A 19,289-nucleotide genomic window follows, 5' to 3' on the forward strand; every position below is an offset into this window, starting at 1 on the left:
AAGGCCGGATCACAGAATTGTGCCAGTTATTCGGCGTTTCCAGAAGCGGTTATTATGCGTATCTGAAGCGAAAACAGACGGATCGGAGTGCAGATGCCAAGAAACTCATTAGTAGAGCTTACTGGCGCAACGTGGGGAAGTACGGTTATCGGCAACTCCAACTTATGGTATGGCAGGACGAGGGGATATGGATGAACCACAAGAAGGTACTGCGTCATGCAACAGCTTGGCCTTCAAGCTAAGATCCGCCGAAAACGCCGCTTGAACATGACACGTACCCGACAGGCGAGCGTGTAGCTGAGAACTTGCTCAAACGAAACTTTACAGTTGAAAAACCAAACCAGAAATGAGTCACCTGCGTCACCCAATACCGTGTCGGGGATAGCTGGCTGTATCTTTCAGTGGTGAAAGACTTATTTAACAACGAGATAGTGGCCTACCAGCTAGGTGAACGCAACGACAATGAGCTGGTTCTGCAGACGTTCGCCAAAGCTTTTGCCAAGCAAAAAGACGTGACCGGATTGGTCGTTCACAGCGACCATGGATTCCAGTACACGTCTCATACTTACCACGACATGCTGCCAAAGGTTGGCGCCCAAATCAGCATGTCTCGCCGGGGCAATTGCCTAGACAACGCCTCCATGGAGAGCTTCTTCTCGCATCTCAAAACGGAAGGACTCTACCCCTATGATATCCGAAATCTGGTAGAGACACAAAGCCGAATACCGAAAAACGGCAGCAGCGTAAATTAAATAAACTGATGCCGGTAGAGTACCTGATCCAGTTTGCAGCCTAGGTGTTTTTTTCAATGTCCACTAAATGGGGTCTTGTCCAGACCGTTAATCTTCTTAAAGCGCTTTTTCGTCAGAATGAAGCGTGGTACCCGACACCATTCGCTGCGCGCTAATTATGGCGGTTTAACGCAGATTGATCCGTCCCTGAAACATTAGGTTAAAGGAATATTATGAACGAAAAACGAGCTGAAGGAAGGCCGCCTAAAGTAGCTCTAGTTGCCTGTGCAAATTAGTTGGGACATGGTGTGTAGGCCATTTGAAAATCCATTCAACCTGCAAGTTTTACCAGCGACCAAAAAGAGACCTTCCATCTGGAAAGTCTCCTTTAAGTCCTCTAACGCTTCGCCTTATAAAACTCATGATACAGCTTCATCAGCGCCCGCTTCTCTATCCGCGACACATAGCTCCGGCTGATGCCCAGCTCTTTGGCGATCTCCCGCTGCGTACGCTCCTCGCCCCCGGTATCCAGCCCGAAGCGGCCGACCACCACTTCTTTTTCCCGGTCATCCAAGATGTCTAGGTTGCGGTAGATCTTACTCTTCTCAATCTTGAGATCCACCTCTTTAATGACATCGTCCGTTTCCGAGCCCAGGATATCTATTAACGTAATCTCGTTCCCCTCTTTGTCCGTCCCGATGGGGTCGTGCAGCGACACGTCCTTGCGCGTTTTTTTGAGCGAGCGCAGATGCATCAGAATTTCGTTCTCGATACAGCGGGCTGCAAACGTCGCCAATTTGGTTCCCTTGTTCGGGCGGTAGCTCTCGATCGCTTTGATCAGCCCGATGGTGCCGATGGAGATCAAATCTTCCATATCTTCACCAGTATTATCGAACTTTTTAACGATATGGGCAACCAGCCGCAAGTTATGTTCAATCAGCAAATTCCGTGCCTTAGCATCACCCTCGGCCATCATTCCTAAGTACTTGCTTTCTTCCTGCTCCGTCAAAGGTTGCGGAAACGCATTGTTCCTTACATAAGATACCAGCAGCGACAGTTCCTTGATCAACAGTGCAATGGTGCTAAGAAATCCGGGCACGTTGGCGACACCTCCCGCACATGTACAATGAAACCGGTCAGTAACTCTTACGGGTTCACGGTCACTTCATTGTATGTGGGTGAATGCCTAGAAGTGCATGTACGGGAGAAATTTGAAATCTCAGAAACAATCTCAATTGTTCGAGTATATCGCCTCAAACTTGCTTAAGCAGGAACAGCGCCGCATGATAAAATATAAACATATTGTATAATGTTATGCGAAGGAGGGAACACCGTGAGAAAACGACTGGAAAAGAAGCAACCATGCCAACCGGCGGGGGGCTGCCCTGTTGAAGTCACCTTAAGTATCATAGGCGGAAAGTGGAAGGGAATTATTTTATATGAACTGCTGGACGGAACCAAACGGTTTCAAGTACTGCGGCGGGCCCTTCCTACGGCAACGCAGAAAATGTTGACCCTACAGTTAAGGGAACTGGAAAACGACGGTCTCATCCACCGCGAGGTTTATCCTCAGATTCCGCCCAAGGTAGAATACTCCTTAACTCCTCTGGGCACATCTCTTGAGGCCCTTATTATGGAGATGAAAAAATGGGGAGAACAGTTCCTGGCAGAAAATCATTTACCTCAGTCTACTGAAATCTGATCTATACACGGAGACCTTGGAAAAGGCTGCGGATCTAAAATCTGCGGCATTTTCCGAAGGTCTCTTTTCACGTTCGCAGCAACGACTGAGTGTAATAAATGATACTGAGGTTCAAAAAAGTGTCTAATTTACAGACTCCTTGTGCCGGATTAAGATGAATGCATACCCGCCGGCGGAAACAGGATGAAGGATCATCATCCACCATACAGAGGAGAATGAATATGACCGCATATGTAATTGTAGATATTGAAGTGGAAAATGAAGAGGTGTTTAAGGAATATGCAGCCAAAGCGGATGCCATTTTGAAGGAGGTGCCTGGCTTCCGCAACCTGACCATCGATGTTCAGCCAAAGGTGCTGGAGGGCAACTGGAAACCATCTACGGTTGTCGTACATGAATTTCCCGATTATGAGGCCGCTCAGAAGTTTTACTATTCCGAGGCTTATGCACCGTTAATTCAATTGCGCCAATCGGCGACGAAAGCAAGTGTCATTCTAGTCAATGGCAGAGAGTAACATATAGGGCTCGAATAGTAGACGATAAACAAGCCGCCACAATCTCATGATTCGTGGCGGCTTGTTGCAGCTACTAGATGTTTAAACTTATGTTCACTTTAGCTGAATAACTTGATCGTCACCAGATTGTTCCACTTTAGAAAAACGCGGGCCGCAGGTGGCGTACCAAAACCTCGTCGATCCGTTGTTCCGATGCTCCCCAAAAAAGAAGCGTCATCTCAATCAGGTACCGCATCCGGCGGCGTTAGGCGTTTTCTTTACCAGACCCTCCCTTGAATTAACGTAAACGATTAAAGCATAAGAAACCTGGAACGGTCCGATCACTCCGCCGACAGCTTGTCGTACAGAGAAGGATTCACCCGGACGACGGCGTTCGTCGCCTGCCGGTTCAGCCACGCTTCGTAGCGTTTGTCGTCCAGCGGCTTGCCGGAGCGGTCGCCGTCCTCCTCGGCAAGCCGCTGCCGCAGCGCCAGCTCCAGATTGGCCAGAGTGTATCGGTAATAGGCTTTTTCCGTATACTGCTGCGGACCATAGATTGGTTCGCCGCGCCGGAGCCGGCTGCTCCGCGTCCGATTCTCTGCATCCAGCCGCGACAGGAACGCCTTGTATCCGATGTCTTCAGCGATTCCGGCTTCCTTGGCTGCAATCTGCTGGACCTTCACCCGGACCAGAAGGTCCAGCGTCTTCTCTTTCAGCAGACCGAGAGGCGTGCGTCCGCCGGTCTCGGAGGTCCAGAAACTCTTGGCCGCCGGATCGGCGCCGTCCTTCGCCGTCTCGGCGACGACCTCTCCCCGCAACTCCAGCATGCGGGTCTGAAATTCGCCGTACGCGACCGGTTCGCCGTTCACCCAGGCGACGGAGGCAAACGGATCGGGCGCCGCCGCCCCGCCGCCGGCTTCGGAAACGGCAGGTTCGGCAGGCAGCTTAAACATCGAGCAGGCGGCGGGCACCAACAGCGCCAGCAGCAGCGCTAGCAGTAGCGGCAGCGCCGCCCGCGGCCGAAGCCGGAGACGTCTCCCCGCCGCCAAGCGCAGGCGGAATTTGCGGCTTCCGCCCCTCACCGTCTTTCCGGCGGTCATCGTTCATTCCTCCTTGTTCGCCTGCTAACCTGCGGGGAGCGTGACCACGGCGGACGGCCTTAACCCCGCCATGCCGACATTACTCGGTCACCCGCACATTGTCGAACGACGCCATGCCGGAGTGCACGCGCAGGCCGATTTTGCCGGAAGCGAGTTCCGCTCCGCTGCCGGTCCAGGAGATGAGATCAGTGCCGTCAACGGACCCGGTAATGGACGATCCCTGAACCGTCGCCTTCAGCCTGTATACCTGATTCGGATTTACGGTTATCGGCACGCTGGCCAGCATCTGGAGATTGCCTCCCGTCTTCTTGTACAGATCGGCAGTGCTGCCCGTGTCGTTCAACCGGAACATATAAAAATTATTCGCATCCTGATAGCGGAACAGGATGCCGGCATTGCCGCCGAGCTTCTTCACCTTCACATCCGCTTCAAGGCTGTAGTCGGTCCAGAAGGCTTCGCCGGCGAAAGCGATCGATTCCCCATACAAGCCATTCTGGGCGTAGACCAGCGAATCCTCCGTCCCGATGTCCCAGCTTCCTCCTACCGTGGTCCAGCCGTCCGCCGTCCCGTCTTCGAAATCGTCCTCAAGCAGCGCTGCCGGGGGACCTCCCGCTCCCGGGGCTTCGTATACGCCGATGTCGGGCGCCCCGCTATACAGCGGATTGCTGAAGAAGTCGGTGCTGCCGTTGCCCCATACGACGGCACCGGCATTGATGGCCGGCGAGCCTTCGGCCAGTTTGTACGCCGATGCGGTGTCGATGCCGGATGCGCCGCCGCCGTTCAGGAACTGCGGGTCGAGAGTGACCTTGTCCGGGTCGTTCGGCACATTCGAGTTCGCGCCATAGAACAGGTTGTGGCTGTATTTCATGTAATTGCTGTTCGCGTACGTTCCCCCGGCGGCGTTATAGAAAATATTGTTGGTGTAATTCGCCATTCCGCTCGTGCTTGATTGGGTCAGACTCGACGTAATTCCGTTGTCGCGATAGATGACATTGTTGTAGATGTGCAGATTGCCGCCGCCCGGTCTCAAATGGAACGTGCCGAAGGCGTCGTAGTCATTCTGGCTGATATTATAGCGAAAAATATTGTTGTTCGTACTGTCCATAACCAGCAGGGCGCCGCCTTCGTTGTGATGGCTGAAGTTATATTGATAGATACTGTCGCTGACCCTGATGTCGAAGTCCCAAGCCTGGCCGTCTCCTTGCAGAACCCGGGTATTGAACGCTTCGTTGTGCTGGAAGACGGCCCCGGAAGTGTAATAGGCCCACTGGGCAGCGACAAAACCGATGTTATCCAGATAATTGACCACAGACGTGTTCACGTCGCAGCTGACGCCGATCTCGTTCGTCGTGTTGTACTCAATCAGCGGAGAGACGCCGGCGCGGACCAGAATCCCGTCCCGGTGAATTTTCTCCACATAGTTGCCGCGTATGATCAAATGGGTGAAGGCGTTGAACTTATGGGTCCAGGAAGTATTGGCAAAAGCGTCCGTCATCACCTGGATGCCGGTATCCGCCACATTGATCACCGTATTGTCCTCGATCAATACGTCGTCCCAGGTACTCTCGGGATCGGTGTTGCCGCCGCGCGCGTGAAAATTGATGCCTCCGGTTCTCCTGTCGGTACCGAATACGTCATGGATGTCATTGCCTTTGATATAAATATGCTTGAACGCACCTGCGCCCGCGCCTTCGCCGACGACGAGAATGCCGCTTCGGCGCATATCGGTCGCGTGCTGCCCGCTCGTAATTTCCAGATTGTTGATTTCCCAGTACGACACATTCTTGAGCCGGACGCCGAACCCTTCGCCGCCCACCGCCGTATTGCCGAAGTTAATTAGCGGTTTGGAACCGCTTCCATACTTGTCTACCACGATCGGGCTTCCTTCCACGCCCGAGCCCTTCAGGTCCAGGTAGGTATCACTCCAAACCGAACCGGCTTTGAGCAGAATCCGGTCGCCGGGACCAAATACGACCGAGTTGACCTTGGCCAGCGATTTCCAGGGACTGTTCGTGCTTGTGCCGCCATTCGTGTCGCTTCCCGCCGACGCGTCTACATAATATGTCGCACCCGCCGCCTCGGCCCGGTCCGCCGGCATGAGGCCAGCCGGACCGAATAACAGAGTGGCCATAAGCGGAAGCAGTAATAATTTTCTCAAAGTAACCGCTTTCATAAATACTCCCCCATAATTGTTCTGGCCCCATACTAAGCATTCTTGAACTCGCTGGGGCTCTTGCCGCTGTACTTCTTGAAGACTTTGGAGAAATAAGCCCGGTCCGAAAAACCGAGCGTATAAGCCACATTTTCGACGGTCTCGTTCTCCCGGCGAAGCATGGAAATGGCGATGGAGATTTTGTAGCTATTGACGTAATCCGTAAATTTCATCCCAGCCAGCCGCTTGAAATAGCGCGAGAAATAGCTGGGGTTGAGGTGCAAATGTTCCGCCATATCTACCGATGTTATCGTCCGGTCGACATGCTCCCGGAGAAAAACGTCGATGGCCTGAAGTCGAATGTCCTTCTCCAGATCGCTGATCGGCGTCAGCGCCTGATGACGCCACAAGTTCCACAGCTCCCGCTTCGTCAGGTGCGCCGCTTCCTCCGCCCGTAGGGACCGGCTTAAGTGGACGAAGAACGCTTCCTCCGCCGTTCCGTTCGTCTCGGACGCCATCCGGCGGACACAATCCGCGTAAGCTTCTTTGAGCAGCTTTGGCGACCAATGTTCCGCTTCAGCATGCTGCAGCAGCTTGCCCACGGCCAGGTCGATCCAGGCGGCGTTGTCTTCCTCCAGCGCCAGCGACAGCATCACCTTCTCTTTCTCCGGTTTCGATTCAGCCGCCGTCAGGAACGTGCGGTCCGGCTTCAGCATCGCGGCCGGCAGGGCGGGTCCATAGAAGCTGTGGTCGCGATACTCCGCCAGCTGCTTGTAGGTATCGACAAACTGCCGGACCGGAACCGCCTCCGACGCATAGAAGCCGCGCACGCTAACCTTCAGATACTGTTCCGCCTTCTCCCGGACAGACATCATATACCGGATCAGTTCGTCTTCCGGGACATTCCGGTCTTCGACGTTCCACAGCAAATAAATGTCCGCCTCTCCATCCATCAGCGCCGTGATTGACGCCGGACTGGAGGACAGCTCGGCCGCGATGTTGCCGACTGCAAAATGAAGGAGCGGAATGTCCTTGTACCGATAGCGTCCGACAACGGATGCGGCATCGATATGCAGAAAGCCGTGGCGAAGATAGGGCAGCTTCCAGGAAATGCCGAGCCGTTCGCCGAACAGCAGAATATTGTCCCATTCTCCGCCTTCCGAGAGCAGCTGCTTCAGGAAGTTCTGCTTGAGCACCTCCCGGTTCCGCTCGATCGCCTGCTGGAACGAGTACCGCTCCAGCAGCTCCCGGCGCCCCCGGAAACGTTCCATCGCCTTGCCGACGCTGTCCCGGAGCTGCTGGGGCGTAAGCTCATCTTTGATGAGATAATCGTCGGCCTCCAGCTGAATCGCCCGTTTGGAATAATGGAAATCTTCATAACAGGTCAGGAAAATAAGCCGCACCTCCGGCTTCATCATCCGGAACGCTTCCGCCAGCTCCAGTCCGTCCATACCGGGCAGGCCGATATCGACGATGGCCAGATCGGGCAGGCTGTCATGAAACATCTCCAGCGCCTGCTCGCTGCCGGAAGCCGCAGCGGCCACCTCAAGCTCCAGATCGAGTTGGCCCAGCAAATGCTTCACATAGTCCAGCATAGGCACATCGTCATCGATCAACATGACCGTCATCATGGGAAGAAACCTCCTTGCCGCCCGTCACCGGAATATAGAATGTAAAGATCATGCCGCCGTCCGGGTTCGCTGCCGCCGTCAGGCGCGACCGGTAGCCATACAGCACCTGCAGCCGCCGGGCCGTGTTAATCAGCCCCACGCCCTTCTCTGGCTGCGGCAGCTCGGGCTCCCCGCCCGACAGGCGGCGGCTCAGCCGCTTGATCGCCTCTTCGTTCATTCCCCGTCCGTTGTCGGAAATCGCGATTTCGATCATGCCGCCGCCAAGGCGCGCTTCCAGCTCGATGCGGGGATACTCGGGACGGGCTGAGAAGCCGTGGGCGATCGCGTTCTCGACTACAGGCTGCAGCAGAAGCCTCGGCAGCTCCAGCTCTTCCGTTCCCGGCTCAAGCCGGTAGTGGAAGGCGATATCCAGCCGGTTGCGGATCTGCATCACCTGCACATAGCTGCTGAGAATGGCGCACTCTTCGGCAAGCTGAATCGGCTGGTCGGCATGGACGTAGGCCCGCTGCAGCTTCATCAGCGCGTCGATCATTCCCCCGTGGATGCTGTCGCCGGCCATCAGCAGATTGACCTTGATCGAATTCAGCGTATTGAGCAGAAAATGCGGCCGGATCTGCGCCGACAGCGCCCGAAGCTCCAGCCTCCGCTTCTCTTCCTGCTCGCTTTCCACCTGATGCAGCAGCTGGTTGATATCCTCGAGCATCTGGTTGAAAGCGGCCGACAGCATTGCCACCTCGTCCTTGCCCTTGACCGGAATCCGCACGCTGCGGTTGCCGCCGACATACTGCTTGACGCTGGCGCGGAGCAGACTGATCGGCTTGTTCATATATCCTGCCCAGAACATGGACAGCACCACAAAGGCGGCGAAAAACACGCCGACTACCGAGATGGACACGAGAAACTCCCGGTTGATATGACTGTCGATCGAGCTGCGGGGAAGCTCGCTTGTCAGCAGCCAGCCGGTCCTTTCGATCCGGACCTCGCTGTGCAGCGGCTTCCTCCGGCCTTCAACCTCGCTTCCCCGGCGTACGGCGATTGTCTCCCCCGCCGAATCAACCAGCGACAGAACAACGGAAGCGTTGCCCGTGTCCAGCAGATTCTCGAAATAATGCCGGGGAATGCCGATGAACAGGGTGCCCAGTTTCTCATGATTCCGGGGATCGAGGATAAAACGGGCGGCATAGTAGTACTCCGGAACAGAACCGCTTTCCCGGTAGGGAAACCACTGGAGCACGGTCTCTTCATTCAGGTTCAGCCTGGCGCTCTCCTTAAGGAAACGATCCGGCACCTTCGAGAAGATGGGACGGTCCAGATTGCCCATAATAATCCGGTTGTTCCGGTTGACGATCATAATCTCAAGATCCGCGTCAAGCGCCTGGATCGTGAGGATGCCGCCTATCGATTTCAATTTGGCTTGATGAATGTAGGACTTGTAATCACCGAAGCTCTCGGCGTTCGTCAGGTAGCGCAGACTGTTCAGGACTTCGGGATCATAGGTTTCGGAGAGATAGAGCGATGCGAAGGAAATGTTATCGATCGTTTTTTCGATCTGATTGGCGATGACGGTGATGGTCTCTTCATTCGTGTGAAGAATCTTGTCACTAACGTTCTGCCTGACGGACAGGTAAGACCAGAAGGTCACGGCGGCAAAAGGCAGCAGAATCAGGGCCAGAAATGAGAATTGCAGCCTTCGATGATAGGAGAAACGGTTCAACCATTGCATATCGGGCCATCCTTCTCCCAGAGTATCGGTATACTGCTATTATAAACCCTGATTGCGCGCCATTATGACATTTCGGTTAAAAATTGTCCCGCAAAAGCACGCCGCATGGCACAGATGGGCTTTTGGAGCTGGCCTGCGGGTGATTTGCGGGGTACCCGATGGGGTTAATCAAATACGGTATATAGCCGTTACTTGTTGGCGGCGACTACCTTTTCGACTTCCGCTGTCATTTCCGCCTTCACATCATCGAACTTGCGATTGTCCAGCATATAGCTGGCGAAGGAATTTTCGACAATTGTCTTCAGCTGGCTGCCGTAGGGAACGGTGAAGGTGCCCTCCGGCATTTTGTTGCGGCTGTCGAACAAGGTTTTGGCGAGCGAGTCGGTATCGATCAAGTTTTTGTTTTCGCTAAAAAACTGTTCCAGCAGCGCCTTGCCGTCTACCTTTTTCAGCGCCGGAATTTCCTGTGTGTACTTGTAGGATTCCTTGGTCATCCAACGGATGAAATCATACGCTGCCTGCTTATGCGCAGACTTGGCTCCGATCGCCAGGCCACCGCCGGAAATGTTCGTCATGCCGACATCGGTTGCGTCCACGGAACGCGGCAGCGGCGCGTACACCATCTGAAAATCATGCGGGAATTTCTCCAGATTGAGACCCGCCCGGACCGCGTAGCTCGGAACGGCCAGCATACTGGCTTTACCGGCAAAAAACTGCTGCAGCACATGATAGTTGGAGGCCAGCACATCCGCGTAAGGCTCGACGCTCTTGTCTTCCTTCTCCATGGCGCGGCGGAGGTTGAAGAAATAGCTGAAGGACGGGTCGTCGAAGATCGGCTTCAGATCGGCGTTCAGCTGCGGATTCGGATGCTCGGTGTACGCGATGATGTTCGCATATTCGCCCCAGGTGTGGAAATAGGTCCCGTAGTGATCCGGGGTCGTCAGCTTTTTGGCATAATCGCGGAAGTCGTCCCAGGTCCAGCCCATTTCCGGAAGCTTAAGTCCGGCCTCATCCAGATACTTCTTGTTGAAGACCGTAAACCACTGCGTTGCAGAACCCATCAGCCCGTAGACTTTGCCATCCAGCTTGAGCACCTTGAAATATTCATCCTCCGGCTTTACGCCCTCGGCCTCAAAATACGAGTTAAGCGGTTCCACAACTCCGCGCGAAGCCCGCTCCATCAATTCTTCCTCATTACCGGTCATGAAAGCGTCTACAATTTCACCGCCGGCAACGAGAACGTCCAGCTTCTTCAGGAACTCCGTACTATCACTGTTCTGGACAAGCGAAACATATTCCACCTCCACTTTGTCCTGCGACTGGTTGTAGGCTTGAACCGCCTGGTATGCCGGCTCCTCCGGTTTATTGGACTTAAAGGTGTAAAATTTGATTTTTTCTTTCTCCCCTGGTGTACTCGTCTGGCTTGCCGCGGTCGGATCGGCGGCCTCTTTATCGTTCGCAGCCGGAGCATTCCCGCTTCCGGAACATGCGGTGACCGAGAACGTCAGCAGCAGGCCGGCCAACCATAATGCAGGTTTCTTCATACCATTTCCCCCTTCAATTGGTTGATGCAATTTAATTATACTCCCTCGCCGCCGTGGGCACCGTGTACAGTCTTGCGGTGCGTGCGTAGACATTTTTGACTTTGCGTCTGCGCAAGTTCCGCCAGTCCAGGCCGGGCGCTTCAACCCTTTACCCCGCCGATGGAAATGCCCTTAATCACCTGCTTCTGCAGCACCAGGAACAGCACGAGCAGCGGGATAATGGCGGCAAGCGAAGCCATCATCATCACGGAAATCGTGGTTCCGAACTCCTCCTTGAAGAACTGCATGCCGAGCGGAATCGTATACAGATTGGTCGAATTCAGCATGATCAGCGGCCCTTGGTAATCATTCCAGGTCCAGATGAATTTGATGATGCCGACGGTCGCCAGAATGGGACGGCTCAGGGGCAGCATGACACTCCAGAAGATGCGGAAGAACCCGGCGCCGTCCAGCTCTGCCGCCTCCAGCAGATCGTTATGCACCCCGATCATGAACTGCCTCAGCAAAAAGGTGAAATAACTGGAGAACATGCCCATCAGAATCAGTGCGGCATGCGTATCGTACAGGCCCATTTCCTTGATCATGATATAGCGGGGAACGAGCGTCGCCTGCTCCGGGATCATCATGAAAGCCATCATCGCGCTGAAGACGAGGCCCTTCCCCGTAAATTTCAGCTTGGACAGCGCATAACCGGCCATGGCGGAGACGATGAGCGTCGCCAGTGTGGAGATCAAGGCGATTTTGACCGAGTTCATATAGAAGAGGCCGAAGGAGACATCCCCCATCCAGACGGTCTTGAAATTTTCAATAAAATGCCAATCTTCAGGAATCCACTGAATCGGAAATGTCCAGACCTCTTTCTCCGTCTTGGCGGCTGAGGACATCATCCAGACCAGCGGAAGCAGGAAGAAGATCGATAGAGCGCCGAACAGCGCCGTAAGCACGACAGACCCAAGCTTGATTTTTCGTATCGTCATTGCGCTTATGTCCTTTCTTCGAAACTTAATTTCGAAACTTAATAATGCACCTTCCGGCTCTGCGTAATCCAGGTCAGCGAAGTCACGAGCATGATGATCAGGAACAGTATCCAGGACATGGCCGAAGCGTAGCCCATCCGGAAATGCTGGAATCCTTCTTCATAAATCTGGTATACGATGACCGTGCTGGAGTAATTGGGTCCGCCGTTTGTCAGGAACTTGATCATGTCGAACACCTTGAATGAAGAGATGATGCTGGTAATCGCCAGAAAAAAAGTCGTCGGCCCGAGCATCGGCAGCGTGATCCGCCGAAACTGCTGGATGCCTGTCGCTCCGTCGATCGTCGCGGCCTCGTAAAGTTCATCCGGAATATTGGCCATCCCCGCCAGAAAAATGATGATCTGGTAACCGAGCAGCTGCCAGATATAAATCACCATGATTGCGGCCAGCGACCAGCTCGTGTCCACCAGCCAGCGCGGCGGATCGGCGACGCCAAGCTGGATTAACAGCTGGTTGAGCGGTCCCTTGGACGGATGATAGAGCGCCGACCACACCGCGGAAACCGCGACCGTCGAGCAAATATAAGGTACGAAGAACGCCACTTTGAAATAATCCTTGATGTACAATTTCTTGTGGATGATCGCTGCAAAAACGACGCCCAGCAGCATCGTAGCCGGCACTGTGCCAGCGGTGAAGCCGATGTTGTTCTTCAGCGCCTTGAGGAACCGGTCGTCCCGGAACAGCTCGGCAAAATTATCGAGGCCGATAAACTTGATGGCGGACAGGCCGCCGACCAGGTTCCACTCGGTCAGACTGAGGCCCAGGCTGAAAATGAGCGGAAATACAGCGAGGACAAGCATGCCGATCACCTCGGGCGCAATGAACAGCCAGCCGGCCAGCTGTTCACGCCGCCGGCGCGTCCAGTACGTTCTCTTATCCTTTGCGGCCAGCTGCTTCTGTACGGTTGCATGTTGGCTCATCTCAGATCTCCCCTGTTCCCGGCGGGAGACATTTCCGGCAGATAGGCCCCTTCTTCCCGCAGGCGCTGCCGCAGCCTTGCGACGTCGACTGCATGCACATCGCCGCCCGCCGAGGCGGCGAGGGCTGCGGCCAATCCGGCGGCTTCGCCCATCGCGAGACAGACCGGCATGACGCGGACGCTGCCGAGCACCCGGCGCTCACAGGAGATGGACCGCCCGGCCACAAGCACATTGCGCAGGCCGCGCGGAGTCAGGCAGCGGTAGGGGATGCCGTGCGATTCGCCCGGCCCGTACAGCGTAATCGTCTGCGCCGAGCCGGTTTCGCTCTTCTCCTCCTTCTCGGTGCCATGCACATCGATGAAATAGCTGTTGCGGCAGATTTCATCCTCGAAGCTCCGGCGGGAGACGTAGTCATCCACCGTCAGTACATAATCGCCGATGATGCGCCGCGATTCGCGTGTGCCCATCAGTGTGCCGGTGCTGGCCACATAAGCGTTGCCGAAGGAGGCCGGTTGGATCTCGGCCAGCATGTCGCGGTAGGCGGCGGCCATCTTCCGCCCACGGATCAGCGCCCTGGATACGGAATGGGCATCCGTATTGTCCACCTGCCACAGATGGCCGGCGTTGAAGCCGACGGCGCGAGGAGCGATCAGATTGTTGCAGAGATGGGTGTCCGGCACATCCGGATATCGGCCTGATGCAAACGCTTCGTGGATCGGGCTCCGCGGATTCTCCTTATGGAGAAGCGGACCGTATAGATAAGCGTAATCGTCGACATTGCCGAGGACGAAGCAGTGGGTAGCCGGCTGGAGATCTCCGGTGGCGCTGTCGCCTTTCCGGTACTCCGCTCCCGCCCAGGCGGCGACATCCCCGTCGCCTGTGCAATCGATATACACCGGCGCCCGGAACGCCTGAAGCCCGCCCTTGTTCAGGACGATAATCGCCGTCACGTTTCCCTGCCCGTCCGTCTCCACCTCGGCCAGCGAGGTGAGGAACAGCACGTCGGCGCCGGCCTCCGTCACCAGATCGTCATAGACGACCTTCAGCTTCTCCGGCTCGATCGGCACCCAATCGAGCGCTTCCGGCTTCACATGGGGCATTTGCGCTTTCAGCGTCTCGAACACTTTCTCCGCCAGCCCGCGGTAGACCATTTTCTCCTTATCCGAGAATGGGCACCATGCCGGGACCAGCCCCGATGTCCCCATTCCGCCGAGACTTCCGGTGGCCTCGATCAGCAGCGTCTTCGCCCCTTCCCGCGCGGCCGACGCCGCGGCAGTGCAGCCCGCCGGTCCGCCGCCGACGACGATCACCTCATAGGAAGTATTCAGCGGGATTTCCCTGCTCTTCAATTTGTAGCTATCCATACGAGCCTCGCTTTCCCGGCGAATTCCCGCTCCCGGCAGGGTCCGCCGCTTCTATTCGACCCTATTATAGCAACCGGCGGTCCAAAGTACGGTATAGGTCTCATACCGGTTGATGTGTATTTTTTTGACCTTTGGGCAGCTAAAGGCGCAAAAAAAGCAGGCATCTGCCTGCGACGGAAAAAACGGATAATGTAACTCTTATTTATATTTTGAAATCATAGTTGGAATAAAAAATTCGCCATCCGTGGATTGATTGACAATAATTGCAATGTTCTTCACCCTGGTTATCAACCTCAATTGTCCTGATGCCAGTTGACGGGTCCAATCCTAGCATCTTACAGCACAGTCTCGCTGATGATTTCGATGCCGCCTAGTAGCCGCCTGTACGGGGAATTTGTACGAATATATCTTCTTTTGGGGTGTGCGACATCATTCGCTCTAACATTCACTCACGTAGCGCCTGCCGCACCGCTGCCAGCCACTCCCCGTCCTTGATCAGACAGTACGCCGCCTCTATATCAATCGTCTGGCAGCGGTCCGCATCCAGAAAAGGCACGGCGGAGCGGAGCAGACGGTAGGCCGCCTCCGTTCCCCGTCCAAGCTTGACCCCGCCGCGCAGGTCAATGGCCTGGGCGGCGTGAATGGCTTCAATCGCCAGCATATAGGTGAGCCGGTCGATGATCTCCCTTGTCTTGGAGACGACAAACGGCGCGTTGGTTCCGTGGTCCTCGATATCTCCCGCCAGCGACATATAATCGGCGGATGACGGGTTGCTCAGATGGCGGATTTCCGCATCCAGCGAAGAGGCCGTCTTCTGGACGGTACTGAAGCCGAGCGAGCGGTCCGCATCCGGCGTCAGAAAGCGGCTGAGGCCGGTAAAGGCCGGGTCGCCCAGCTTGAGGATGCGGTAGCAGGAGCTTTTGGAGACATGATGCAGGGCGCTGCCCAGCATCTCAAAGCCGAGCGTCCAGACAACGGGATCAAAATTGGCGCAGGATAATATGCGCCGCTCTTCCGTCAGCACGCAGGGATTATCGTCCGGGCTGTTCAGATGAATCTCCAGCAGCTCCCGGGTATAGTCAAGCGCATCACGGGCCGCGCCGTGGATCTGGCAGGCATCGCGGAAGCTGAGCGGGTCTTGCAGGGAGTCCGCATTATACGCCTCCCAAAGGCCGCTGTCAGCAAGATTATTCCGGACATTCGCCGCGCTTGCAAGCTGCCCCCGGAATGGACGCTTGCGGTGAACGGCTTCGTCCAGCGGGCTGATATTGCCGCGAATCGCCTCCAGCGAAAGGGCGTACACCGTATCGGCGGCTTCCAGCAATCCGGCCAGATCATGCAGCGCCAGCGCGCCATTCCCGGCGGAGAGCGCATTGGAGCTGACGATGGCCAGCCCGTCCTTCGGCCCCAGCCTCAGCGGAGCCAGTCCAAGCTCCGCGAGCGCCTGCTTGGCCTTCAGGCGGCGTCCGCCAACCTCCGCCTCCCCTTCCCCGATCATCGCCAGACCCAGGTGGGCGATCAGGGTGATATCCGCAGCGCCCACCGAACCGCGCAGCGGCAGTACGGGGTGAAGCCCCAGGTTGAGGAAATCGGCGTAGCGCGCGGCGATTTCCGGCTGCGAGCCGGTGGCTCCGGCGAGCAATCCGTTCAGCCGGGCGAGCATCGTCGCCCGGACCACCTCCTCCGGGGCCTCGGGCTTGATCCCTGCGCTGTGGGACAGCAGCAGGCTGCGGTTGTAATCTTCATACAAACCGGGAGAAATGACTTTATCCTTATTCCAGCCCACGCCCCGGTTCAACCCGTATACGGGCAGTCCTTCCTCCGCCAGCTCGAAGATAACCTGCCGCGCCTTCTTCAGCCGTTCCCAGGCGCTCGGCGCGATCTCAACCTTTCGGCGGCCGCGGGCGACGTTGTCCACATCGGCAACGCTAAGACCGGTTCCGTCCAGCACAAGAGCGCTGCCTGATAGTTGGCAGCTTCTTTCAGGCATGAACCTTCTTCTCCTTATTGAAGGCGTAGCTTTGGAGGTCAATCCCCAGCACCGCTTCCACTTCAGGATAGACGCTCGGGTCCTTGACGCTGGAGCTGAGCGGAACATTGGATTTATCTATGGCAAATACGGCAATCTCCTGCCCTTCCTGCAGATCCCCCACACTTACCGGACGGCCTGTGGCCAAATCGATGGTCGCAATGACATCGGGGAAAGTGGTCAGCCGTTTGCCCGACTGGTCGTCCACCGCCATATATTCGTTCATCACATGCAGGATCAGCGTATTTTCCGGAATTTCCACTTCGATTGTGCCGATATCAAAAGCGCCGGAATACCGCACATTTTTCTTTGTTACCGTGCCTTTGCCAACAATCTTGCCCTTCGTATGGCGCACGATCGTGTTCAGCACCGCTTCCGCGCCATCCGGCTCGGCCGCAAGGATAGCCCGCCCCAGCTCAATCGCAATCGAGATGCCGCCCAGCGCGGCATGCTCCTTGATATATTTCGCCGGGAGCGGATGGCGAGCCGCGGCGATGAAGCCGCCGGCCATGTCGGACGCGGTACGCAAAATGTTCGAGGTCCGCGCCGGCGTCCCTTTTACAACCAGCTCAATGTAGCTGCCAAGCTCGGGCTTGCCGCCGGCCACCGCCTGGACCGTCTCGTAATCAATGGACGAGGCGAGGCCGAGCGAGCCCATTTTGCCTGTGGGATGGGCGCGGATGTCCCCGGTGGCGTCCACAACCGCAAGGCCGAGCGCGGCCGCAGGCAGCCAGCCGTTGATCGTACTGGACATTCCGTTCTGCGGCGTCATGACTCCGGCAATTTTGCCGTCGTAGTGGTCGATTACGAGCTGCACGGCCTTGATGTAATCTTTGCCGAGCATCTGCCAGTCGCGGCCCGCCGGGGCGCCAATGGCTGTGCAAGTCAGAACAATAGCGTCTTCCGGCAGTTCATCGACCGACACCAGCTTCGGACGGCCCACGCTAAGCGCGGCGTGACCGATATCCAGACCGTGGTCCACCCAGCCGCCCCCGCCGCTGGCAAATACGGAACCGCCTCTAACCGCGGCGTTTACATCATCTCTCGTTAACTCTCTCATTTATCCCAGTCTCCTCCTGCGGCAAGCCGGGTGCGGCGCGTGAAAGGCATTCATGCGCTGATGCCCGCGCTTTTTCGGCTTGCGGCCATTATTTTTTGCACACGTATCAGTCGGCCAAATTCAGCCGGTTCAAGTTTTAATCCGCCAAAATCTCTTCGTTTCTCCCGGTATCAATTCGTGCGATTCCCTTGCGTTCCACCTCATCCAGCGACTCCTCGTATCCGGCATCCGCATAGCGAAGCACGCCCAGCCCGGTATCGTTATCGAGGGCGGTCCGCAGCCGCAGGTCGCTCTCCGCTTTGCCGTCAGCGACAATGGTGACGCCGGCGCTCGTCATGTATCCCGCGTAACCCCCGCCGCCGGAATGAATGGCCACCAGATCGGCCATGGAGGAGCAGTTCAGCATCGCGTTCAGCAGCGGCCAGTCGGCAATCGCATCGCTGCCGTCCTTCATCCGCTCCGTCATGATGTTCGGATGGGCCATGGCGGCGGCATCCAGATGGTCGCGCGAGAACGCCACCGGACCGCTCAGCTTGCCTTCGCGGACCATGTCATTCACGGCCAACGCCAGTCTGCTGCGGTCCCGGTGGCCGAACCAGCCGATTCGGGCCGGCAGCCCCTCGAACGGTATGTGAACGTTCGCCAGCTTGATCCAGTTCGACACGATCTCGTTGTCGCTGAATTCACGCAAAATATATTCGTCGATGGTCCGGATATCCTGCGGGTCGCCGCTGAGGGCGATCCAGCGGAACGGGCCGATGGCTCGGGCGAACAAGGGCCGCAGGAAAGCTTCGGTGAAGATATCGATGTCAAATGCGCTCACGACGCCATACTTCACCGCCTGCGAACGGATGTTGTTGCCGTTGTCGAAGACGACCGCGCCGCGCTCCTTGAATTGCAGCATCGCTCCGACCTCGGCGGCAATCGACGCTCCGGCGGCTTCCTGAAGTCCGGCCGGGTCCTGCTTGCGGGCCTCCGCCGCAGTGACGGGGGTATAGCCTCTCGGAATATACCCGTAGAGCAAATCATGCGCGGAAGTCTGGTCCGTCACAATATCCGGCAGCACCCCGCGCGCCAGCAGCTCGGGATAGACGTCGGCGGCATTGCCGAGCAGGCCGACCGACAACGCCTCTCCGCTGCGTTTCGCCTCTTCGATCCAGGCCAACGCTTCATCCAGGCTTGCGGTCTTGCGCTGCAAGTACCCCGCCGCAATGCGCTTGTCGATCCGTTCCTCCGCGACCTCCACGCATAGAATAGCTGCGCCCGCCATCGTTCCGGCCAGCGGCTGAGACCCGCCCATGCCGCCCAAACCGGCCGTCAGAATGAAACGGCCCTGCAGGCTTCCGCCGAAATGCAGGCGCGCAATGCTCTGGAAGATTTCATACGTTCCCTGGATAACGCCCTGCGAACCGATGTACTGCCACGCGGCGGCTGTCAGCCCTCCCCAGATGATCAGGCCCTTGTCCTGCAATTCATAGAAGTTCTCACTGGTCGCCCATCTGCCCACCAGATTGCAATTCGCCATCACAACGAGCGGAGCCTGGCGATGCGTACGGAAGACGCCGATCGGTTTGCCCGATTGAATGACCAGCGTCTCTTCCTCCTCCAGGTTCTTCAACGTGTCCACGATGGCTCTGTAGGACGGCCAGTTCCGCGCCGCCTTGCCCAATGAAGCATAGACGATAAGCTCCTTCTGGTTCTCGCCGTTCTCCAGCACATTCTCCAGCATCCGCAGCAGCGCTTCCTGCCGCCACCCCTTGCAGCGTAATTCTCCTCCTCTTGCCGCCGTAATTCTGCCCACG

15 protein-coding genes are annotated in these 19,289 nt (G+C 56.6%); 3 read left to right on the forward strand and 12 right to left on the reverse strand.

The genetic code is table 11. The annotated features are described in order from the left end of the window. Positions 1–404 precede the first annotated feature (404 nt). The gene (locus EH198_RS18020) at positions 405–752 is read left to right on the forward strand and encodes a DDE-type integrase/transposase/recombinase (RefSeq protein WP_246014411.1); all 348 of its coding nucleotides are present in this window, start codon (positions 405–407) and stop codon (positions 750–752) included. A 376-nt stretch (positions 753–1,128) separates the two neighbouring features. On the opposite strand, the gene sigK is transcribed toward EH198_RS18020, so the two are convergent. Beyond that, positions 1,129–1,830 carry an RNA polymerase sporulation sigma factor SigK gene (gene sigK / locus EH198_RS18025; protein ID WP_124696917.1) on the reverse strand — a complete coding sequence of 234 codons (702 nt, stop codon included), beginning with the start codon at positions 1,828–1,830 and terminating at the stop codon, positions 1,129–1,131. Positions 1,831–2,064: 234 nt separating this feature from the next. Between sigK and EH198_RS18030 the strand changes: the two genes are divergently transcribed. Beyond that, positions 2,065–2,433, forward strand: a complete 369-nt coding sequence (locus tag EH198_RS18030; protein ID WP_124696918.1) for a winged helix-turn-helix transcriptional regulator — start codon at positions 2,065–2,067, stop codon at positions 2,431–2,433. A 221-nt stretch (positions 2,434–2,654) separates the two neighbouring features. Then, positions 2,655–2,948 (forward strand): DUF1330 domain-containing protein, encoded by a 294-nt coding sequence (locus tag EH198_RS18035; protein WP_124696919.1) that lies wholly within the window; start codon positions 2,655–2,657, stop codon positions 2,946–2,948. A 320-nt stretch (positions 2,949–3,268) separates the two neighbouring features. Here the strand turns inward: EH198_RS18035 and EH198_RS18040 are convergent, their stop codons facing one another. From EH198_RS18040 to EH198_RS18090, 11 genes are all read right to left on the reverse strand, one after another. Continuing rightward, positions 3,269–4,027 (reverse strand): hypothetical protein, encoded by a 759-nt coding sequence (locus tag EH198_RS18040; RefSeq protein ID WP_124696920.1) that lies wholly within the window; start codon positions 4,025–4,027, stop codon positions 3,269–3,271. Positions 4,028–4,106: 79 nt separating this feature from the next. Further along, entirely contained in the window at positions 4,107–6,200 is a 2,094-nt protein-coding gene (locus tag EH198_RS18045) for a 3-keto-alpha-glucoside-1,2-lyase-like domain-containing protein (protein ID WP_124696921.1), read from the reverse strand. 32 nt (positions 6,201–6,232) lie between these two features. Continuing rightward, positions 6,233–7,810 carry a response regulator transcription factor gene (locus EH198_RS18050; RefSeq protein WP_124696922.1) on the reverse strand — a complete coding sequence of 526 codons (1,578 nt, stop codon included), beginning with the start codon at positions 7,808–7,810 and terminating at the stop codon, positions 6,233–6,235. Then, complete coding sequence (locus tag EH198_RS18055) at positions 7,785–9,533, reverse strand: sensor histidine kinase (protein ID WP_124696923.1); 1,749 nt, start codon at positions 9,531–9,533, stop codon at positions 7,785–7,787. The genes EH198_RS18050 and EH198_RS18055 overlap by 26 nt, the downstream gene beginning before the upstream one ends. 188 nt (positions 9,534–9,721) lie before the next feature. Beyond that, positions 9,722–11,077 carry an ABC transporter substrate-binding protein gene (locus EH198_RS18060; protein WP_185702959.1) on the reverse strand — a complete coding sequence of 452 codons (1,356 nt, stop codon included), beginning with the start codon at positions 11,075–11,077 and terminating at the stop codon, positions 9,722–9,724. 140 nt (positions 11,078–11,217) lie between these two features. Beyond that, positions 11,218–12,054 (reverse strand): carbohydrate ABC transporter permease, encoded by an 837-nt coding sequence (locus EH198_RS18065; RefSeq protein ID WP_124696925.1) that lies wholly within the window; start codon positions 12,052–12,054, stop codon positions 11,218–11,220. Positions 12,055–12,092: 38 nt separating this feature from the next. After that, positions 12,093–13,034 (reverse strand): carbohydrate ABC transporter permease, encoded by a 942-nt coding sequence (locus EH198_RS18070; RefSeq protein WP_124696926.1) that lies wholly within the window; start codon positions 13,032–13,034, stop codon positions 12,093–12,095. Continuing rightward, complete coding sequence (locus EH198_RS18075) at positions 13,031–14,398, reverse strand: FAD-dependent oxidoreductase (RefSeq protein WP_124696927.1); 1,368 nt, start codon at positions 14,396–14,398, stop codon at positions 13,031–13,033. Before EH198_RS18075 ends, EH198_RS18070 begins: the two co-directional genes overlap by 4 nt. Before the next feature lie 445 nt (positions 14,399–14,843). Continuing rightward, positions 14,844–16,388: an HAL/PAL/TAL family ammonia-lyase gene (locus EH198_RS18080; RefSeq protein ID WP_124696928.1), complete on the reverse strand. Its 1,545-nt coding sequence runs from the start codon at positions 16,386–16,388 to the stop codon at positions 14,844–14,846. Continuing rightward, a complete protein-coding gene (locus tag EH198_RS18085; protein ID WP_124696929.1) occupies positions 16,381–17,487 on the reverse strand; it encodes a thiohydantoin desulfurase in 1,107 nt (368 codons plus the stop codon). Before EH198_RS18085 ends, EH198_RS18080 begins: the two co-directional genes overlap by 8 nt. 136 nt (positions 17,488–17,623) lie before the next feature. After that, positions 17,624–19,288, reverse strand: a complete 1,665-nt coding sequence (locus EH198_RS18090; protein ID WP_124696930.1) for a thiourocanate hydratase — start codon at positions 19,286–19,288, stop codon at positions 17,624–17,626. Position 19,289: the final 1 nt, after the last annotated feature.

This window comes from Paenibacillus rhizophilus, assembly GCF_003854965.1.
Taxonomy (GTDB): Bacteria; Bacillota; Bacilli; order Paenibacillales; family Paenibacillaceae; genus Paenibacillus_AQ; species Paenibacillus_AQ rhizophilus.